Origin of the sequence: Ornithinimicrobium panacihumi (genome assembly GCF_052073805.1) — a bacterium.
In the GTDB taxonomy this organism is placed as follows: Bacteria; Actinomycetota; Actinomycetes; order Actinomycetales; family Dermatophilaceae; genus Ornithinicoccus; species Ornithinicoccus panacihumi.
On record NZ_JBQGWG010000026.1, the window covers coordinates 19,338 to 38,710 of the forward strand.

Here is a 19,373-nt window from a genome sequence, read left to right on the forward strand (position 1 = left end):
TGTATCGGTGCGGATGGCTTCGAGGTGCGCCCGACGGCTCAGACTTTGCGGCACAGCGGCAGCGCGGCCGCGGTGAACGCTTGGGCTTGCTGGCCGACCAGCACGCGGGTCTCGCAGGAGGCTTGGATGGCGGCCTGCTCGATCGCGGCGACTGCCGCTTCCAGTTCCTCGAGCGAGTCGGCTGACACCGAGATCAGGCCGGTGTAGCGGAGCACTCCGTGTCCGGCGGTGAGGTCCGCCTCTTGCTGGAGCACGTCGTGGTATTCAGCGGTTTGCGAGGCGTCTTCGATCTGCCCGATGCGGGCGCGCTGGGCGGCGTCGCTGATGTACTCGGTCTTCTTGCGGCGGATGTCGCGCGCGGCCTGATCGGTGCGTAGCGGGGTACAGATCAGCGAGAACGCCCGATGGATGCCACTGGACAGCAGCACGGGTGAGAGGAACCCCGGATGCACCATCGAGCGCGGCCACTCCGAAATCCAGACGACGCAGTGATAGGCCGAGTCGCTGCGCAGATGCCCCCACGACTCGGTGACCGCGACCGGCCCGGCGGTGGCAAGGTCGTGTCCGAGCTCGCCGTGGCGTTCCAGCGTCGCGGCGATAGCCGGGTCATACGCTGAGCGCAGGATGACCGCGATCTGCCCGGTACTGAGCCACCCCGTACTCGTCAGATCTGCCGCGCGCAGCGCTGCCGACAGGGTACCCATCTCCTGCCGCAGTACGTTCGCCGCGCCCTTGATGCCGCCGCCGGCGGTGCGAATCTGGCGGGCGGCGGCGCGCATGTCCAGGCTCAGGCTGAGCGTGGTCGCGTGACGTTCCCCGGCAGGCCCGGCCCGGTCGATCAGCTCCTGATACGTCGTCGCCGCCCACGACCCGTCAGCGATGCCGTGCGCGGCCCACCACTCCGCCAGGCCCTGCCCGGAATCCGGCAAGGTGCGTTCCAGCACCTGCAGGGTGGCGATGCGTCCGGAGCGGCACACCGTCGCCAGCACCCGCCCCCACGCGGTCACGCGGCGCTCCTGCTCGCCGGGGTCGAGCAGCACGAACGCGGGATGGGTGATCTCGGTGACCACGGTGAGGGTTCCGGCGGTCGGGTCGTGCACCATCCCGGCCCCGGTCTCGGGGTCGGTGTACTCGCGCAGGCGCGCCATGTCGCCGGGCAGTGCGAGCGTCCCGGCCGGGCGCGGGGTGACGATCCTGCGCCGGTAGGCGAGTTGCCCCCCGGTCGTGCGCCACAGCCACCAGCAGGCCACCGGCAGCCACTCGACCAGAGGACGACCCGCCACGGGAATCCAGGTGATCGCGGCGGCGAGCACCCAGACGGGCGCGGTGATGAGGAACAGGACACCGCCACCGCCGTAGAATGCGGCCACGAGGCTCGTTCCGCCGACGCCGAGCGTCATCAGTTGCGACAGCGACAGGCCGAGCAAGATGCCGCGCCTGGTGAGTCGGGAGAACTTCACGGGCACCAGCTCGCCGCCGCCTGGCTCGTGGGCCGTTTCAGTGCTGGACATGACAGGTCACTCCTTCTCCGGGGTCGGCTTCGGCGGCGGCGGGGGACCGTCCGGCGGCTTCGGCAGTGGCTGCGATGGCGGCGGCGCGTGCGGGGTTGCGGGAGCCGCCCCCGGCTGCTCGGCACCGGATGCGGCGTGATCGGCTTGGTCAGCGAGCGCCTCGCCTGCTTTCGGGCCGGCGGTAGCGGCAGCTTTGACCACAGCGGCACCGGCCACGACTGCGGCGGCGACCGGCCCCGCCGCCGCCGCACCACCCCCGGCACCGCCACTAGCACCGCTCGCGCCGCTTCCAGCGCCTGCCGAGGACGGTGGCGTCGTCGGCTTCGCCTTCGGGCCGCCAACTGCACCGCTGGGTTTCTTGTCGCCGCCGGTGCTGCCATCGTCGAGTACCTTTTTCGGTTCGCTGCCCTGCGGCTTCCTCGGTGTCGGTACGGGCCGGTTGAGGGCGCTCTTGGCTTCCTGCTCGGTGCCCATCGAGTTGTAGAGGTCGAAGCCGATGAACGACAAGAACCGGTACGTCAAGTACGGTGCGAACCCCGCCAGCGCCATCAGCACGACCCCGGCGAGGGGGTCGGCGATGTTCGACAGGTCGGCGTCGATCGGGGCCGACACCTGAGTCACCGCGACCAGCAGAATCACGACGAGCACCAGCTTCGAGAGGATGAGAGCGACGACGAACATCGCCCATTTGGGGATCCAGCCGCGCGTGGCATCCCACGAGGCACCGGAGAACGCGAACGGAGCCAGCACGACGGCGACCAGCAGCAGCGCTTTGCGGATCAGCAGCGACAGCCACACGATCGCGGCGGCAGCGATCGCCAACGCTGCGAGGAAGATTGTCAGAATCGCCCCGACCCCCGGAGCGCCGACGTTCAGTGCGGTCAGGCCGGTGACGAGAATGACGATCTTGTCGCCCATCGTGGCGGTGGTTTCGCCTGCGGCTTGGATGATGCCGACCGCGAGTTGGTCGGTGATCTCCAGCAGCAGCGCCACCAGGGTGATGACGACGAACGAGCCGAGCACGCTCTTCGCAAGCCCGAGGGCCGCGCGGGAGAGGGCGGCCGGTTCTCGGCGAATCATGCCGGTGATTAGTTGCAGGCAGAAGAACAGCAACATGACGAACACGGCGATGCCGAAGATCAGGTTGTAGACGCCCACGTACTCGCCGCTGGTGACATCGACCATCGTGGTGGTGTCGAAGACCGTCCAGACGGCCTCGAAGAGCCACCCGGCAGCCTCGCCCATTGCGTTGGCAAGCCAGTCGAACGGAGCGCTGATCAGCGTCGCGGCGGCTTCACCGGCGACGTCGCAGACGCTGGAAATGATGGGGATATCGCACACGCCCATCACGAGCCTCCTAGTGATTCGGAGTAGTGGATGGGCGGGGTTAGACGGCTTGGCCGACACCCCAGAAGAAGTTGATCAAGGTCACGCTCGCGCCACAAACGACGGCGGCACCGCACGAGATCAAGACGCCGATCTTGCCTCTGCCTGCGAGATGCGGGTTGGAGGAGTTGGAGCCGTAGGCCCAGATGATCGCGCTGACGATCAGGGCCAGCACGCTGAGGATCAGGCCGACGGTCATGACTGCGCCGACGATGACGCGCAGCTGCTCGATGCCAGGCAAGCCGTCGGAGTTGGGGTCGATGTCGATCACGGCAGTTCTCCTTTGTGGAAGGCGCGGACGTTCTGCCGTCAGGTGCACTCCGATGCCACGCACACGAAAGCGCCCGCCCAAGTTGGGCGGGCGCTCAGCAGCAGTGCGGGTCAGAGTTGTTGACCGATGCCGATCAGCCAGTTCATCCACGCGACACCCGCCCCGGCGAGGATCGCGCCGCCGAGACAGACCAGCACCCCGACGCGGCCCTTGGTCGCGGCGGCGTAGTTGCCTGTGCCCGAAGAGACCGCCCAGATGATAGCCGAGACGATCAGCATCAGCACCGCGGTTATGAGCGCGAACATCAGCAGCGCCCCGACGACCTCCCGCAGATCACCGATGCCGGAAAGCCCCTCGAAGCTGGGAAATACGTCCATCACGCCGTTGCCGGCATGGTCGGACGATCGAAGCACCGGAATAGCCGGGATTCCGGGCTTCGACGAAGCCTGGTGAGTGATGCGAGCTTCATACCGTTCAGGTGCGTTGGGGGCGCCCGCCGTCGCGGGCTCCGCGCACAAGGGGTTCGCTGTAGTAACCGATAAGGTCAGTGGCATGTCCACCGATGCGCAGGTCTTCGCCGGGTTGCCCGTCCACGACCTCGCCGCAGCACTCGAGTGGTATGCGGCGTGCTTCGGGCGCCCGGCCGATGAGATCGTCGGGGACGAAGCGATGTGGCAGGTCAGCGCGAGCACTTGGCTGTTCGTCGCGCCCGACGACAAGCGAGCTGGTGGCGGCCTGATCACCCTCGGGGTCGACAGCATCGAACCGTTCCTGTCGCGCTGGCGCGGAGAAGGGCTTGAGCATGAGCCCGTCGAGACCTACGGCAACGGCGTGCGACACGTCACGATCATCGATCCGGACGGCAACAGCGTGTCCTTGGCAGAAGCCCCGACCCAGGCCTGAACACATCACCGACTGCGGTTAACCGCTGGGCACGATTCCGCTGAGCGCAGACGCGAACGGCCCGAGACAGGCGGTGCCGGCTCGGGCCGTGGAGATGTTCGCTATCGCACTGTTCAGGTGAGGTGGAGGGTGGTCAGGCAGGTCGGGTCGTCGGCCCGGGTCGAGATCATCTGGGTGGCGGTGCGCCCGTTCGCGGTGACGGTGAGGGTCGCGTCGATGTCGCGGGGCAGCCAGAGGCCGACGAACCCGTTGTCGTAGGTCGTGAGCGTGTCCTCCAGCACGGTCTCGCCGGTCGCGGTGTCGGTGACGGTGACCTGGACGTCGGTGTTACCGAGCTCGCCGAGGCAGGTGGTGAGGCTGTGGAAGTAGCACTCGTGGGTCTGCTCGGCGTAGGGGGCGACGGAGACGTAGAACTCGTCGGCCGGCATCGGCAGGGTCGTCTCGTTCTCCTGCTGGTCGGTTAGGACGAGCTGATCGGGCTGGATCGAGGCGATCAAGTCGTCCGGCCGGTCGGCAATGGGCAGGGCGTCGAGCCGTTCGATGATCTCCCGCGCATCGAGCCCGTTGAGGTTGTGCTCGGCCAGCAGCGACGTATCGGGGGTCGTTGACGGGGCGGTCGAGGAGGTGCCGGTGCAGCCGGCGAGGAGCAGCACGGAAGTCGCCGCGACTGCTCCCGCGGCGAGGCTCAACCGCTTCCGCATGGTGGTGGATCGTCGTGAGGCCGGGGCGTGGGTCATGCGTGTGTCCTTCTTCTGTCTTGTGGTGATGGTCATGCGTGCACCGGGACCGGGGATGCGGCCGGCGCGGGGGTGGTGGTGCGTCGGGTGCGGGCGGCGCGGAGGCCGTTGGCGATGACGACGACCTCGGCGACCTCGTGGACGAGGACGACCGCGGCCAGGCCCAGCACACCGGTGACAGCCAGGGGCAGGAGCACGGTGATGATCGCCAGGGACAGGACGATGTTCTGGTTCATGATGGCTCGGCCCCGGCGGGCGTGGTGGAGTGCTTGCGGGATGAGGCGCAGGTCGTGGCCGGTGAAGGCGACATCGGCGGACTCGATCGCGGCATCGGAGCCGGTGGCGCCCATCGCGATCCCGACCGTCGCCGATGCCAGGGCGGGGGCGTCGTTGATGCCGTCACCGATCATGCCCGTGGGCCGCTGCGTGACGGATGCGGCGACCTCGGCGGCCTTGTCCTCGGGGCGCAGCTCGGCGCGCACGTCGGTGATCCCGGCGATCTTCGCGAGGGCGTCCGCGGTGCGGGTGTTGTCGCCGGTGAGCATGACGACCTCGACGCCCTGCCCGCGCAGCGCGGCCACGGCCTCGGGAGCTTCGGGGCGCAGTTCGTCGCGGACCCCGATCGCCCCGACCGTGACACCGTCGCGGGCGACCATGACGCAGGTCTGCCCGTCGGCTTCCATCGCCGCCACCTGGTCCGCCAGTTCCCCGGGGGTGACCCAGCGCGGGCTGCCGACCGTGATCTTGTGGCCGTCCACCTGCCCGCTCACGCCGTGACCAGGTTGCTCGACCACCTCGGCCGCGATGGGAACGCCGGATGCGGCGGCGGTGATGGCGGTCGCGAGCGGGTGCGTGCTGTGCTGCTCCAGCGCCGCGGCCCAGCCCAGCACGTCCTCGCGCGAGACCCCCGGGGTCGTGGCGAGGTCGGTGACGGTGGGCTGATTGCGGGTGAGGGTGCCGGTCTTGTCCACCGCGATCCGGCGCAGCGAGCCCAGCCGTTCGAACGCGGCCCCGCTCTTGATGATCACCCCGAACCGGCTGGCCGCCCCGATCGCGGAGACCACCGTCACCGGCACCGCGATCGCCAACGCGCACGGAGACGCCGCGACGAGCACGACCAAGGCGCGGGTGATCCACGTCTCCGGGGCACCGAACACCGAGCCGAGGACGCCGACGAGAACGGCGAGGACGATCACCCCGGGCACCAGCGGCCGGGCGATGCGATCGGCGAGGCGGGCCCGCTGGCCCCGGTCCTGCTGGGCCTGCTCGACCAGCCCGACCAGAGTCGTCAGGGAGTTGTCGGTGCCGTCGGCGGTCGCGGTGACCTCCAGCACCCCGGAGGTGTTGATCGACCCGGCCGACACCCCATCCCCGGCAGCGACATCGACAGGGATCGACTCACCGGTGATCGCCGAGGTGTCCAGGCTGCTGCGCCCCGACGACACGGTCCCGTCGGTCGCGACACGCTCACCCGGACGCACCCGCAACACATCCCCGGCCTTCACCTCACGCGCGGGCACCTCCACCGGGCCACCGGCTTGGAGAACAGTGGCCGTCTCGGGGACGAGCTTGAGCAGGGCGCGCAACCCGGTTCGGGCGCGGTCCATCGCCTTGTCCTCCAGAGCCTCGGCGATGGAGTACAGGAACGCCAGCGCCGCGGCCTCTTCGACATAGCCGAGGATGACCGCGCCGATCGCGCTGATCGTCATCAGCAGCGCGATCCCGACCTTGCCCTTCGTGAACAGGCCCCGCAGCGCCCCGGGCACGAACGTGTACGCACCCAGCAGCAGACCCGCCCAGAACAGCACCAACGCCACGATCTCAGCGGTCGCGCTCTCCCCGGTGGTCCATTCGGTGATCAGCCCGGCGAGAAAGAACACCCCCGACGCGACCGGCACCAGAATCGCCGGATCACGCCACCACGGACGCTCGACCTCCTCGACGTCCTCAGTCGCCTCGGGTGCCTCGCAGCCGCACGCAGCACTCACGAAGGGTCTCCCGTCGCGGGGGCGCAGCAGCCGGGCACAGTGCACGCCGGATCGATGCACGGCACCTGCTCATCCACGGCGAGGGTCACATCCACCAGCGCGGTTAGCGCCGACGCCAAGTGCGGATCAGCGATCTCGTACCGAGTCTTGCGGCCCTCGGGCTCGGCGACCACGATCCCGCAGCCGCGCAGACAGGTGAGATGGTTCGACACGTTCGTGCGCGTCAACTCCAGCTCCCGCGCCAGCTCCGCCGGATACCCCGGCCCCGCCAGCAACGACAACAGAATCCTCGACCGCGTCGGATCGGCCATTGCCCGACCCAACCGGTTCATCACATCCACCCGCGAAGCAATAGTCAGCATGCACTGAACTATACAGCAGATGATGACGTATCATGAGAGTCGGGTGACGGTAGAGGCGAGGAGAAGGATCATGCGCGTAGACGTGCTCTACATCGAAGGATGCCCGAACCGCGACCCTGCGATCGCCGCGGTGCACGGCGCGCTCTCGGCACTCGGACTGGAAGCGACAGTGGTCCCGCAGATGGTCGACCCCGCCAACATCGCACAGACGCCCGGATTCGCGGGGTCGCCAACGGTGTTGATCGACGGCACCGACGCGATCCCCGACACCACGCCCACCGGTGAGCAAGCGTGCCGGGTCTACCGCTCCGGAACTGGAATGACCGGGCACCCGACCACCGAGCAGCTCATCACCGCCCTCGTCAACCGGTCGTGAACTCCAACGCGGGACGTTGCAGTTTCACTGCAACAGGGGATGCCAGCTGGCAAACAAGTTTTCTGCTCGTGCAAGTGCTGCATCGCGCGAGATGATCTGTCCGTTCGAGGTCGGGTCGTCAACGATCCGATTCGGGTCGTCACCATCGGACGGGGCCGGGTCACTGGCGGTTCCGGTGCTGCTGTCGCACCCGTCCGGAGGTTCGACCTCGGCTTCGGGGAGGTCGGCGGCGTCGTGCTGGTTCAGCCATGCGGCCGGGTCGATGTACTCCCCATCGGTGCCACCGTCGCGAACCTCGAAATGCAGATGAGGGCCCGTGGACATGCCGCTTGAGCCGACGTCGGCGATGTGCTGCCCGGCACGTATTTGGTCGCCCGCTGAGACGTGGATGCTGTGCTGCCAGCTGTGCGCGTAGGCGGTCGCCACCGTGCGCCCGCCGATGCGATGCTCAATGACGACCAGACCTCCGTAGCCGTCGGAAAACTCCGCAACAGTCACGGTGCCCGACGCCGCGGCCAGGACCGGAGTGCCGTCCGGGGCGGCGAAGTCCGCGCCCGTGTGGAAGCTCTGTTCGCCGGTGATCGGATGGACGCGTGACCCGAACGGGTCAGTGGCGACCCAGCTTCCCTCGGGCAACGGGAACACGACCCGAGCGGACTCTGCGACCTCGGACGCAACCGTGACCGGCTGCCCAGCAGCGGTGCTCGTGGCGGGGCCGCCGGAGCCGGTGAGTGTGGTGAGGATGGTGAGCGCGACCGGCTCGTAGTTGGTGTACCTGTCCGGGTAGGCCGAGACCTCGACGGCCTGTGCTGCCTCGCCCTTGCTCATCTGCTGCCAGCCGGGAATGTCGAGTAGTCCACGCGGCGACGGATAGTTGGGGCCGTCCGGCCCGCCATAGAACGCGCGAGCTTGATACGTGGAGTCCATGAGTTCGGCGACCGTTCCCCACCCGGACTGCGGGCGCATCTGGAACAAGCCCAACGAGTCGTGATCTGAGCCGTCGCCGTCGTTCGGATAGTCGGCGCTCTCGGGGTAGACGGAGGTGTTCGACAGCATCCGCAGGGTGGATTCGGTCAGTGCGGCCATGAGCGCGACCTGGATGCCGTCGCGCCCCACCCCGTCGATGCCGGAGCCAATCTCGATGATGGTGGCCGCGTGCGTGAGTTGTTGCCGGTTGAGCGTGATGGTCTCGCCGTTCGCGGTGGTCGCGGTCACCGAGTCGGGGACGTTCTTCACGGTGATGCCGGTGCCGCCGATGGTGCACTCGGCGTTCGCGGCAGGGTTCATCATCGCCCCGACCCCGACCAGCGCGACGAACGGGCCAAGCAGGAGCAGCAGTGCGAGCGCGATGACTGCTTTCTTCATCGTCAGGGCCTTCCGTCAGCGCAGCGGCTGGCCGAGCAGCGACAGACGCAGCAGATGACAGGACGGCACCGCATCCGGTGCGCCGGACTCGCGCTCGCTCCCGGCCGGCGGGTCGTCAGTTGGGTCGTCGGGTGGGCAGGCGAGGAAGATCGTGAACGCCACCGGGTGCTCAGACGTCGCGGGTTCGTCGTTCCAGATGCCGGTGCGGTGCCGGGTGCCCTCGATCGTGATGGCGGTCGCGCCGACCGGGAGTTGGCCGGGCCGGGCTTGTTCGACCGCTTGCGCCCACTGACTGGGCACGGAGGCATCGGTGATGGTCAGGTGCTGGCTCGTGCTGTACTGGCGCAGCTCGACCCAGGCGTCACGGCTGGGCAGGTAGGAGGCGATGTCCGACGCCAGGCCCGCCTGCTCGTTCCCGGTCGGGTCGCCCACCTCCAGCAGCACGGCGGTGTAGTCCAGCGGCAGGAATCCGCTGGTGGTATCCCAGGTGAATAGTGCGTGCGCAGCCTCGCGCGCGAACTCGTGAGGGTCGGTTGACGCGGCGATGGTGGGCAGGCGCGCAGCCTGCTGATCGGGGTCGACACGAACCGGCGCCGGGGACCGATCGGGTGACGGCTCGGCGTCGTTCGGGCCGGTGACCAGTCCGTAGACGCCGATCGCGGCCAGGACGAGGAATGCGACCCCGGCGCAGAGGAGGGAGATCAGTCGGCGGCGGGTGCGGGCGGGATCATCGGGAGTCGTTTCCATGACTCCCAGGTGCGCCGCCTCCCGCACAGGATGAGGATCAGAGCGCTCGGAGGTGCCTGCTCGGCGTATCGAGTGCTTGCCGAGCCGTGCGCAGCTCGTCGGCGAACGTACTTGTGCCGTCAGCAGTCGCCAGGAACGAGGCGATCTGTTCATCAGTGAGGTCGTTCGCCAGAACTTCGGCGTCGTAGTGCGTCCACCAGTCGGCAAGCTCTGTCCAGGTGGCGACGAACGCGCGCACCGGCCACCGCGCAGGCTCGCCCTCCCGTGTGGACGTGACCGGTGCGGGCTGCTTCTGCGCGGCCCGCGCCCGGGCCACGGCCTCCTGCGCGAGAGCCTCCAGGTCGGTGTGTTCCGTTGCGGATGCCACGAGAGCGGCGCGGATGCGTTCGAATGCGGGATGCACCGGGGCACCGGCGTCGATCCGCCCGAGTTCCTCGGCAGCGTCAGCGCGCACCGCGGCAGGCACGGCAGGATCGTCAGCGATCTGCCGCAGATAGTCGATCTTGTCGAGCGTCTTGTACGACGCGCCGCCGGGGATCATCGCGGCGGCTTGCTCACTGGCACGGCCCACCGGTTCTGACGGTGCGGGAAAATTTCCCGCACCGTCCTTCCCCGGCTGATTCTCCGCGCTGAACCGTGTTGCGGCCTGCCTGCGCGAAGCGTCCTCCGCCATGAGGATCTTCAGCTCGCGGTAGAGCGCCGCCGCCTCGACCGGGGTGAGGTCTTTATGGAGCAGATTGTCATCCTGCTCGGCCAACAGGTGCCCGAGCCTGCCCGAGACGCCCGACCGCACCCACACGCTGACCGTGCGCCAGCGAAGCTGCTTGATCGCCGCCAGCCGCCTGGCCCCGCACACCAGCACCCCGTCGATGGTGACCGTCAACGGTTGCAGGAGGCCGTCGCGGGCGATGGACTCGGCCAGCCCGCTTAGGTCGCCCAGGTCGGTGCGGTGACGATTGCCGACGATGATGGAATCGACCGCGCGGTCGAGTTCGATATGCCCGGTGTGCCTGCTCATGACCGGCCCCCGCGTGCCGGGGCCGCGAGCGAGATCATCAGCACGAGATCGTCGTCGCGCAACAATGCGTGCAGGCTCTCGCCGATCAGCAACCGGAGGAGGATGCCGCGCCCAGCAGCGGTCGCGGCGTAGGCCGGGCTGGGGTGCCCGAGCAACGCTTTCAGTAGCGCCGTCCACGCGGTGCTGTTCACGTCGAGCAGGGCGCGGGCGTGCTTGTCGCGGCGCAGCGCTTCATAGGCGCTCTGGCGGCTGCCCGCTCGGGCGAGCGCCTGGCAGATGTGCTCGACTCCGGCGCGGGCGACGTGCGGGGGCCAACCCAGCAGCGTGAACAGGGCGATCGCGTCTTCGACCGCTGAGCCTGTCGAGCAGCACGCCGTCGTGCTTGCCGGTTCGTCGTCGCTGATCGGGTCGGGGTCGGTGGTGTGGAACGCCTGGTGGTAGTCCGTCAGCGGGTTCTCTCGATCGGACAGCCGCTCGGCGTCGTGGAACGCGGAGACGTGCGGACGTCGCGCCTGGTGCACCGAACACAACAGGCCCTGCCCGCGTTCCTCGGCGATGCAAGTGATCCGCACCGCATGGGTGACCACGCCCCACGGGTCGTTCGCGGTGCGCGCGGCCTTGGTGCGCATCACCTCGAACGCAGCGCTGGCGGCCTCCCACGGGTCGAGGCCGTGCTTGCGGGCCAGCGCCCCGTACTTGTCGGCGGCGTAGGCCATGAGGTCGGCGACAACCGGGTCGCTCTGCCACGCCCCGGGGCCGCCCTCGTGCAGCCGGTTCAGCAGGGCACGCAAGCCCTCGCTGCGGGTGAAGTCTTCCGGTTCACGGAATGTCCTGCGGGTCGTCATGATGGCACCTCCTGGCGGCAAGGTGCACACAGCAGCACTCCGCGTCGGAGGTGGTCGGGAGTTCGATGTCGAGTCATCGCTACTCACCGCTTCACGACTTCCCGACCGCAGCCCGCGTCGGCGCGTGGTGCCGGGCACCGTACCCGAACGCCGACAGCGGCGAGAGTCGCCTCGCCCGGTCGCCGAGGGTCCGCAGCCCGGCCACGACTGGTTCGCGGGCCTTGCGCGACATCTCGACCTCCAGGTCGATGCCCCGCCCGGCCAGTGACGCGGTGTTGCGGGCGATCAGATCGGTGGGCCGCACCCACTCGACACCGCGCGCCCGGTGTGCCTCGAGCTTCTGCTCGACCTCCGCCGCTTTAGCTGCATCGGGGCTCGCGTCAGCCTGCACGGTCTCGGCCCTAGCGTCCTCGCGCTTGGTCACGTCGGCTGCGGCGACCGCCCCAGGTACCTGCCGAACCTCGCTCCGGCGCTCCGGAATCTCCGGCTCGCGTAACTCCTCGACGCGCCAGTCGTCGTACGCCCGTGTCTGCTCTTGCGGGTCGATGTTCATGATGTTGCCTCCATTCCTGTTGTGATTTCCGATTCGGCGACCGGCGGCGTGAACCAGCGCCCCACCGTCGAGGCGTGCACGCCGAGCTCGTCAGCGATCGCCTTGTTCGACCAGCCGGCCTCCCGCAGTTGAGCGGCCCGCTCACGCCGCCCCAGCACCGGTGCCACCTCGGGCTTGGCGTCTGGTTCTGCTTGGGCCTCAATCGCGGTGATGGGTTCGGGCGCGACGGACGGCTCAGGCGGTGTATGTGCCGTGTGCGGTGGTGCCGAGGTCGAGCGGGTGAGGACGACGGTGAGATGAGTGCTGGCGAGCAGCACCAGCGGCGGCACCGCCGCGACCGTCGCGGCAAGCACAGCAGGCACACTGGCATCAGCGGCGACGATGGCGTGCAGCGCGTTCGCAGCCACCGATACGAGCGCCCCGCAGATCAGCAGCGCCCACGGATACCAGGCACCGGAGCGGCCATCGAGCGCGACGACCGCGATGGTGGACACCACGATCAGCCCATCGACCAGCAGCGGCCAGATCCACGCCTGCTCCGGCGCGATACCCGACCGGGCCGCGAGGTCGGCAAGCGCCATGAACGACAACCAGAACGCGCCGATCCCGATCAACACCGTACCGGTCGCGGCAGTCGTCACCGCCCAACCCCATGCCGGTCGCCGCACGTCCATCACAGCCCCCAGCCGTTCATGGAGGCTGACGGCTCGCTGCGGGCAATTACCGCATCCGTCTGGCGTGCCAGGGCGCGGCGGCGCGGCCCATAGGTGCTGACGTGGCGAAAGGCCGAGCCGACTGTGCGAGTGATCTCTCGCTCACCCAGCCCGGACTGGCCTGCTGCTGGGCCGAGCGCATCGAGTGCTTCGCGGGGCGAGTGGCCGTGCTCGGCCATGCGGCACGCGGCCTTGAACAAGCCGAGGTTGCGTTCGCCCTCGGGCCTGCGCGCGACCTGCGAGGCGAGCCGGGCAACGTCCAGCGGCCAGCCACCCGGCGGCGCGGGCGCGGGCACATACTTCGGGCGCGGGTCGAGGAAGTCGCGTAGTCGCTGCGCTGCCAACGGTGCGGCCGTCTCATCGGCGACGGACTCGACCCGATAGGAGGTCAGTTGGCCGTCGATCAGGCGCTGCGAGGGCGGTGCGATGATGTAGCCGCCATCGCCCCGGAAGTCGATGCCCGCCCGGCCCACCTGCCACGACCGCTGCTCGTGCTCAGCATCCGCCGGGTAGTACAGATGTCTGCCGCCGGTCGGCGTGGTCACGATCGCCAACGGCTTCGGCAGCAGCCCGGCGCGAGCGGCGCGTTCGAACGCGGCGTACCCGTCGACCTTGTGCACGTCGACGTCCACGACAACCACGCCCGAAGCTGCACCGGTCGGGATAGCGAGGTTCGCGCGCGGCCACTGCCGCCACCACGTCTCTACCCGCCCGGCATCAGTGGTCGCCTCCTCGAAGCCATGTTCCGGGATAGGGCGCTTCCCGCCCGGCGCGCACGGGAACACCGGCACACCGAGACGGGCCAGCTCACGCGCAACGAGCGACCGCGGCACGTCACCGTCGAGCCGGGAGAAGATCGCAGCAACCAACGAGGCCTGGCGCGTGATCAGACCGTGCGCTACCGGAGCGTGGCGTACCTCAGCCATCGCCAGACCCCCTTCTGCCAGAGGCCACCCTCTGGCGGGGTGACCATACGACCGTGAGGTGCGTCGGGAGGGTCAAGAAGACGAGACGGACAAGGAGCTGAAACTGTGACCGTCAGGCTTCTCAAAGAACCCGACGAGTCCCTACCGGCCTACCAGCCCATCCACCTTTGAGACGCCGGGAGGCCGATGGTCCGAAAGAAGCAGCACATAGTTGGCAGATCCGGCACAGCGCTCAGACGGTTTGAGCGCCCATCGTGCGGTAGTAGCCAGGGGTGACTCCGACGTACTCCCGGAAGAGGCGGGTGGCGTGCGAGCGGGAGTGCCAGCCCACCCGCTGCATCGCGGCGGTGACCGTCAGATCAGTCTCCCGCAACAGCTTGGCGAGCTGTTCGGCGCGGATCATCGTCAGAAAGGTCAGCGGGGTCTTGCCATACGCCTCCACGAACAAGGCCGACAGCCGCGACGGCGATAAGTGCACCTCGGCAGCAAGATCGTCCAGCGTCCACCGACGTGCCGGCTGCTCCCGCAGCAAGCTGGCAGCCTGCCGGACTTCGACCCGCAAAGGCGCGAAGCGGCGATCCCTGGGGAGCGTGGGCCGGATATGTGCACGCTGTGAGGGTGAGATACGCACAGGTGAGACCTTGATGTGCGGTGCAATCACGTAGGCAATCTGAAACCACAGGGCCTGCATCCGCAGGTAGTGCCGAACGAAGTCCCCGTCGACGCTCAGCGCGACCAGCTCGTCCAGCCAGGGCATGAGCATCCCGGCGCGATCCTCACCCAGCCGGAGGATCTGCGCAGGCTCGGTGTAGATCGTGTCCGCGAATCCTTGGGCATCGAGCCGGTCGCAGACGAACCCGGCGTACTGCCAGCGAACCTGATCGAGCACATAGTCCGTGTCGAGATACAGCGTAGTCACGGTGATGTGGCCCTCTGGCTCGCTTCCGCACAGGACGTTCGCGCCGAGCATCACCACGTCACCGGGTTTGACTGGCTGCTGCCCGAACTCGCTGAACAGAAACGCCGAGCCGTCACGCACCACGATGAACTTCACGCAGTCATATGCGACTGGTCCGACAGGGCGGTGCACTGTTTGGGTGCGTGCTACCAGCGGTTCGAAGGCTGAAGGGGGCGGTCTTGTCACGAGCGCCCCGTTCTTAACCACATCTGTGAGCACGGGAGCGCATCCGCCTCCCATCCAGCCCTGTCAGCCACACGGGTTCTCATCACTTTCGCCTGAACGGCCCAAGCGGTCGCGTCACAGCAACGCTCGACCATGGCGTGAACCCCCACGGACCCGACGCTCGCTTGAGTGGCGCGTGTGACCAGCCTCGTACAGATCGTCGCCTCCTTGCGGGAATACCTCCGAGGGGTATACGGTTGGAACCTACAGATACCCCGTAGGGGTACCAGATGTTGAGAGGATAGCTGATGACCACCAACGAGTACCAGGTAACGGGCATGACGTGTGGACACTGTGAGATGTCGATTCGCGAGGAGGTCAGCGAGGTCGCTGGCGTCGAAGACATCCAGGTCAGCGCGCAGACGGGCAAGCTTGTCGTCAGCGGTCAAGGCGAGATCGACGATGCGCAGGTGCTCGCTGCGGTCGAGGAGGCCGGCTACTCGGCGGTGCGCGTCTGATGAATGCTGGATCACGACTCACGCTCTATGGCGCGGGACTGGTGGTGGCATTCGGTGGCGCGTTCGCGGCCGCCGGTGCCGTAGTCCCCGACAGTCTTGTTGCAGCATGGGCGGAAGGAAGCGAAATGAACACGCATGGCGACGGACACGGCAAGACTGATGCCGAGGCTGCCGGACACGTCGTGAATGGCGTCTCGATCGACGCGGGAGGCTACGTGCTGTCGCCGGTCGATGCCCCCGAGACAGCCGGCATTGACGGAGAACTGAGTTTCCGGATTCAGACCGCTTCAGGCGAGTCGGTGACGGAGTTCACCGAGGCCCATGAGAAGGATCTCCACCTGATCGTCGTCCGCACTGATGGCGCCGAGTTCCGGCACGTCCATCCCGAACTGGACGAGGCGACAGGCACGTGGTCGGTGCCGTGGCGGTGGGACGCCGCGGGCGCCTACCGGGTGTACGCGGACTTCACCCCCGCGGTCGAGGGCGCGGAAGGCATCACCCTCACCCGCTCGGTCGACGTCGCCGGCGATGTGGTGCCCGTCACGGCGGAGGTGCAGCGCACCGCCGAGGTGGACGGGTACACGGTCCGCATCGACGGAGACCTCCTCGCCGGGGCGACGAGCGAGCTCACCCTCTCGGTCGAACGCGACGGCGAGCCCGTCACCGCGCTCGAACCCTACCTTGGTGCGTTCGGTCACCTCGTGGCGCTGCGCGAGGGCGATCTGGCGTACCTGCATGTGCACGCCGGAGGCGATCAGCCCCAAGCAGGCGACACGGCCGGCCCGGAGATCGGGTTCGCGGCGGAGGCGCCCACGGCGGGCCGTTATCTCCTGTACTTCGACTTCCAGGTCGACGGGAAGGTGCACACTGCCGAGTTCGTCCTCGACGCCGCCCATGGCGACGGCGATGAGGACTCGCATTCGGACGGCGAAGGCGGCCACTGACCCACCGGCTGGCCATCGCACGCAGAGAGCTGAGAGAGAAGGAAGAGGATGAGCACATCGGCACCCACAGCCAGTGGACCGGGTATCGAGTTGGAGATCGGCGGGATGACCTGCGCCTCCTGCGCGAACCGGATCGAGAAGAAGCTGAACAAGCTCGACGGCGTGCAGGCGACGGTCAACTACGCCACCGAGAAGGCCAAGGTCACCGTGCCCGCGGGCTACGACCCGGCACTGCTGATCGCCGAGGTCGAGAAGACCGGCTACACGGCCGCGCTCCCGCAGCCGAAGAACGCCCCGACAGCCCAGCGCGCTGGTGAGGAGACGGACGCGCCCGACCCGGAGTTGACGTCCCTGCGCCACCGGCTGATCGGGTCGATCGTGCTCACGGTACCCGTGATCGCGATGGCGATGATCCCCGCACTGCAGTTCACCTACTGGCAGTGGGCGTCCCTGGCCCTGGCTGCACCGGTCATCATCTGGGCGGCGTGGCCGTTCCACAAGGCCGCGTGGACGAACCTCAAGCACGGCACCGCGACCATGGACACGCTCATCTCGATGGGCACCTCCGTCGCGCTGCTGTGGTCGTTGTACGCGCTCTTCTTCGGCACCGCCGGCACGCCGGGGATGACGCACCCGTTCGAGTTCACGATCGCCCCCTCCGACGGTGCGGCGAACATCTACCTCGAAGTCGGCGCGGGCGTGACGATGTTCATCCTCGCGGGCCGCTACTTCGAGAAGCGCTCCAAGCGCCAGGCCGGCGCCGCCCTGCGAGCGCTGCTCGAACTCGGCGCGAAGGAGGTCTCCGTGCTGCGGGACGGTGCCGAGGTGAAGATCCCCACCGATCAGCTGCTCGTCGGAGATGAGTTCATCGTTCGTCCCGGCGAGAAGATCGCCACGGACGGCGTCGTGGTCTCCGGCACCTCCGCCGTGGATGCGTCCATGCTCACGGGGGAGTCCGTGCCGGTGGAGGTCGGCGAGGGTGACTCAGTCACCGGCGCCACCGTAAACGCTGGCGGCAGGCTAGTCGTGCGAGCCACACGGGTCGGTTCGGACACGCAACTCGCGCAGATGGCGAAGCTCGTCGAGGACGCGCAGACCGGCAAGGCGGAGGTGCAGCGCCTCGCAGACCGCATCTCCGGCGTGTTCGTGCCGATCGTAATCGTGGTCGCGTTCATCACCCTCGGCGCGTGGTTGGGTGCGGGATTCCCCGTAGCCGCTGCCTTCACGGCGGCGGTGGCGGTGCTTGTGATCGCCTGCCCGTGCGCGCTGGGGCTGGCGACCCCGACCGCACTGCTGGTCGGCACCGGTCGTGGCGCACAGATGGGCATCCTCATCAAAGGCCCCGAGGTTCTGGAATCGACCCGCAAGGTCGACACCGTGGTCCTCGACAAGACCGGCACCGTCACCACCGGCAAGATGACCCTGGTCGACATCATCACCGAGCCCGGCGTGGACCGGGCAGAGCTGCTGCGCCTGGCCGGGGCACTCGAGGATGCGTCCGAGCACCCGATCGCGCAGGCGATCGCAAAGGGCGCCACGCAGGAGGTCGGCCAGCTGCCGACACCCGAGGACTTCGCGAACGTCGAAGGCAAAGGCGTGCAGGGCATCGTCGAGGGCACTCCTGTCGTCGTCGGCCGCGAATCGTTGCTGGCCGACTGGTCCCAGCGCCTCTCTCCCGAGGTCGCATCCGCCAAGGCGCGCGCCGAAGGCGAGGGCAAGACCGTCGTCGCCGTTGGCTGGGACGGGCAGGCTCGCGGCATCCTCGTCGTTGCTGACACCGTCAAGCCGACGAGCGCCGAAGCCATCGCCCAGCTCAAGCAGATCGGCCTGACCCCGGTGCTGCTCACCGGCGACAACGAGGCAGTCGCTCGCCAGATCGCCTCCGAGGTGGGCATTGATGAGGTGATCGCCGAGGTGCTCCCGAAGGACAAGGTCGACGTCGTCGCCCGGCTGCAGCGGGAAGGCAAGATCGTCGCGATGGTCGGCGATGGTGTCAACGACGCCCCCGCGCTCGCTCAGGCCGACCTGGGACTGGCGATGGGAACGGGCACCGACGTCGCGATCGAAGCGAGTGACATCACACTCGTGCGCGGTGACCTGCGCGCCGCCGTCGACGCGATCCGCCTCTCGCGGAAGACGCTGTCGACCATCAAGACCAATCTGTTCTGGGCATTCGCTTACAACACCGCCGCGATCCCGGTCGCAGCCCTCGGCATGCTCAACCCCATGCTCGCAGGCGCGGCGATGGCGTTCTCCAGCGTCTTCGTCGTCGGCAACAGCCTTCGCCTGCGCGGGTTCAAGAGCGTCACCACGCAGTGACGACCTGACCCACCACCTCCCACACCACAACGAAAGGCAACGACTCCTCATGACGAACGACACCCAGGCCACGTCCAGCTGCTGCAGCACCAGCGCACCGAACCCGGCCGCGTCCGGCAATGGCCGCGACAACCTCCTCGGTGGCGGCGCTGACGACATGACCACCTGCCCGGTCATGGTCGGCAGCCCCGTCAGCAAGAAGACCGCAGAAGCCGCGGGCCTGTTCCGAGACTACGAAGGTCAGCGCTACTACTTCTGCTGCGCAGGATGCGGGCCGGCGTTCGACTCGGATCCGGCCAAGTACGCCGCGAACATGGCGTAACCCACCAGCGTGCGGGGTGGCTCGTTCGAGAGACCGCGCCACCCCGCCACCTGATCGGAGCGAAGCATCATGACTGTCACAACCCCCGAGACCGACTTCTGCCACATGAGCGAGCGCGGCGAGAACTTTGTGCACGGCTACATCAGCGACAAGGCGAAGTACCGCAACCGACTACGCCGCCTCGAAGGGCAGGTACGCGGGATCAACCGCATGGTCGACGAGGATCGGTATTGCATCGATATCCTCACCCAGATCTCGGCGATCACCAACGCTCTCGAGACCGTCGCCGTCGGTCTGCTAAGCGATCACTTGCGGCACTGTGTCCTCGACGCTGCCGTCGCAGGGGGGCCATTCGCTGACCAGAAGATGACCGAAGCCACCGAGGCCATCGCTCGCCTCGTGCGGTCATAGAACCATCATCCGTCCCCACACCGCCCAGGAGTTCC

General features: G+C 68.1%; 21 protein-coding genes and 1 pseudogene. 7 read left to right on the plus strand and 15 right to left on the minus strand.

All coding sequences use genetic code 11. The annotated features are described in order from the left end of the window. Nucleotides 1-38: 38 nt before the first annotated feature. From ACTMMA_RS16220 to ACTMMA_RS16235, 4 genes are all read right to left on the minus strand, one after another. Complete coding sequence (locus ACTMMA_RS16220) at nt 39-1,511, minus strand: SCO6880 family protein (RefSeq protein WP_441191155.1); 1,473 nt, start codon at nt 1,509-1,511, stop codon at nt 39-41. 6 nt (nt 1,512-1,517) lie between these two features. Then, nucleotides 1,518-2,858 carry a conjugal transfer protein TrbL gene (locus ACTMMA_RS16225; protein ID WP_441191156.1) on the minus strand — a complete coding sequence of 447 codons (1,341 nt, stop codon included), beginning with the start codon at nt 2,856-2,858 and terminating at the stop codon, nt 1,518-1,520. A 40-nt stretch (nt 2,859-2,898) separates the two neighbouring features. Then, entirely contained in the window at nt 2,899-3,168 is a 270-nt protein-coding gene (locus tag ACTMMA_RS16230; protein ID WP_441191157.1) for a DUF6112 family protein, read from the minus strand. A gap of 110 nt (nt 3,169-3,278) precedes the next feature. Then, the gene (locus ACTMMA_RS16235) at nt 3,279-3,545 is read right to left on the minus strand and encodes a DUF6112 family protein (protein ID WP_441191179.1); all 267 of its coding nucleotides are present in this window, start codon (nt 3,543-3,545) and stop codon (nt 3,279-3,281) included. A gap of 175 nt (nt 3,546-3,720) precedes the next feature. Between ACTMMA_RS16235 and ACTMMA_RS16240 the strand changes: the two genes are divergently transcribed. Beyond that, nucleotides 3,721-4,071 (plus strand): VOC family protein, encoded by a 351-nt coding sequence (locus tag ACTMMA_RS16240; protein WP_441191158.1) that lies wholly within the window; start codon nt 3,721-3,723, stop codon nt 4,069-4,071. 113 nt (nt 4,072-4,184) lie between these two features. On the opposite strand, the gene ACTMMA_RS16245 is transcribed toward ACTMMA_RS16240, so the two are convergent. The 3 genes from ACTMMA_RS16245 to cmtR all read right to left on the minus strand — a co-directional run bounded on the left by ACTMMA_RS16245 (nt 4,185) and on the right by cmtR (nt 7,158). Continuing rightward, on the minus strand, nt 4,185-4,772 hold the full coding sequence (locus tag ACTMMA_RS16245) for a CueP family metal-binding protein (RefSeq protein ID WP_441191159.1): 588 nt from the start codon (nt 4,770-4,772) through the stop codon (nt 4,185-4,187). Between the two features lie 68 nt (nt 4,773-4,840). Further along, complete coding sequence (locus ACTMMA_RS16250; RefSeq protein WP_441191160.1) at nt 4,841-6,796, minus strand: heavy metal translocating P-type ATPase; 1,956 nt, start codon at nt 6,794-6,796, stop codon at nt 4,841-4,843. After that, nucleotides 6,793-7,158 carry a Cd(II)/Pb(II)-sensing metalloregulatory transcriptional regulator CmtR gene (gene cmtR / locus ACTMMA_RS16255; protein WP_441191161.1) on the minus strand — a complete coding sequence of 122 codons (366 nt, stop codon included), beginning with the start codon at nt 7,156-7,158 and terminating at the stop codon, nt 6,793-6,795. Before cmtR ends, ACTMMA_RS16250 begins: the two co-directional genes overlap by 4 nt. Before the next feature lie 43 nt (nt 7,159-7,201). Between cmtR and ACTMMA_RS16260 the strand changes: the two genes are divergently transcribed. Beyond that, the gene (locus ACTMMA_RS16260) at nt 7,202-7,534 is read left to right on the plus strand and encodes a thioredoxin family protein (RefSeq protein WP_441191162.1); all 333 of its coding nucleotides are present in this window, start codon (nt 7,202-7,204) and stop codon (nt 7,532-7,534) included. A 62-nt stretch (nt 7,535-7,596) separates the two neighbouring features. On the opposite strand, the pseudogene ACTMMA_RS16265 reads toward ACTMMA_RS16260, so the two are convergent. The 8 genes and pseudogenes from ACTMMA_RS16265 to ACTMMA_RS16300 form a co-directional block, all read right to left on the minus strand. Next, nucleotides 7,597-8,899: pseudogene (locus tag ACTMMA_RS16265) on the minus strand (M23 family metallopeptidase); the annotation flags it as partial. Between the two features lie 15 nt (nt 8,900-8,914). Then, a complete protein-coding gene (locus tag ACTMMA_RS16270) occupies nt 8,915-9,646 on the minus strand; it encodes a hypothetical protein (RefSeq protein WP_441191180.1) in 732 nt (243 codons plus the stop codon). Between the two features lie 37 nt (nt 9,647-9,683). After that, on the minus strand, nt 9,684-10,664 hold the full coding sequence (locus ACTMMA_RS16275; protein ID WP_441191163.1) for a ParB N-terminal domain-containing protein: 981 nt from the start codon (nt 10,662-10,664) through the stop codon (nt 9,684-9,686). Next, nucleotides 10,661-11,509: a hypothetical protein gene (locus tag ACTMMA_RS16280; protein WP_441191164.1), complete on the minus strand. Its 849-nt coding sequence runs from the start codon at nt 11,507-11,509 to the stop codon at nt 10,661-10,663. Before ACTMMA_RS16280 ends, ACTMMA_RS16275 begins: the two co-directional genes overlap by 4 nt. A 91-nt stretch (nt 11,510-11,600) precedes the next feature. Continuing rightward, nucleotides 11,601-12,062, minus strand: coding sequence for a hypothetical protein (locus tag ACTMMA_RS16285; RefSeq protein WP_441191165.1), 462 nt, complete (start codon nt 12,060-12,062; stop codon nt 11,601-11,603). Further along, the gene (locus tag ACTMMA_RS16290; RefSeq protein WP_441191166.1) at nt 12,059-12,736 is read right to left on the minus strand and encodes a DUF2637 domain-containing protein; all 678 of its coding nucleotides are present in this window, start codon (nt 12,734-12,736) and stop codon (nt 12,059-12,061) included. The genes ACTMMA_RS16285 and ACTMMA_RS16290 overlap by 4 nt, the downstream gene beginning before the upstream one ends. Next, entirely contained in the window at nt 12,736-13,701 is a 966-nt protein-coding gene (locus tag ACTMMA_RS16295) for a bifunctional DNA primase/polymerase (protein WP_441191167.1), read from the minus strand. The genes ACTMMA_RS16290 and ACTMMA_RS16295 overlap by 1 nt, the downstream gene beginning before the upstream one ends. Before the next feature lie 232 nt (nt 13,702-13,933). Then, a complete protein-coding gene (locus ACTMMA_RS16300; RefSeq protein WP_441191168.1) occupies nt 13,934-14,755 on the minus strand; it encodes a helix-turn-helix transcriptional regulator in 822 nt (273 codons plus the stop codon). 377 nt (nt 14,756-15,132) lie between these two features. Here ACTMMA_RS16300 and ACTMMA_RS16305 point away from each other — a divergent pair, with 377 nt between their 5' ends. The 5 genes from ACTMMA_RS16305 to ACTMMA_RS16325 all read left to right on the plus strand — a co-directional run bounded on the left by ACTMMA_RS16305 (nt 15,133) and on the right by ACTMMA_RS16325 (nt 19,338). Then, on the plus strand, nt 15,133-15,342 hold the full coding sequence (locus tag ACTMMA_RS16305; RefSeq protein ID WP_441191169.1) for a heavy-metal-associated domain-containing protein: 210 nt from the start codon (nt 15,133-15,135) through the stop codon (nt 15,340-15,342). After that, a complete protein-coding gene (locus ACTMMA_RS16310) occupies nt 15,342-16,286 on the plus strand; it encodes a DUF8832 domain-containing protein (protein ID WP_441191170.1) in 945 nt (314 codons plus the stop codon). Before ACTMMA_RS16305 ends, ACTMMA_RS16310 begins: the two co-directional genes overlap by 1 nt. A gap of 48 nt (nt 16,287-16,334) precedes the next feature. Beyond that, nucleotides 16,335-18,605 carry a heavy metal translocating P-type ATPase gene (locus tag ACTMMA_RS16315; protein ID WP_441191171.1) on the plus strand — a complete coding sequence of 757 codons (2,271 nt, stop codon included), beginning with the start codon at nt 16,335-16,337 and terminating at the stop codon, nt 18,603-18,605. 49 nt (nt 18,606-18,654) lie between these two features. Next, nucleotides 18,655-18,927: a YHS domain-containing protein gene (locus ACTMMA_RS16320; protein ID WP_441191172.1), complete on the plus strand. Its 273-nt coding sequence runs from the start codon at nt 18,655-18,657 to the stop codon at nt 18,925-18,927. 105 nt (nt 18,928-19,032) lie between these two features. Continuing rightward, entirely contained in the window at nt 19,033-19,338 is a 306-nt protein-coding gene (locus ACTMMA_RS16325) for a metal-sensitive transcriptional regulator (protein WP_441191181.1), read from the plus strand. Nucleotides 19,339-19,373: the final 35 nt, after the last annotated feature.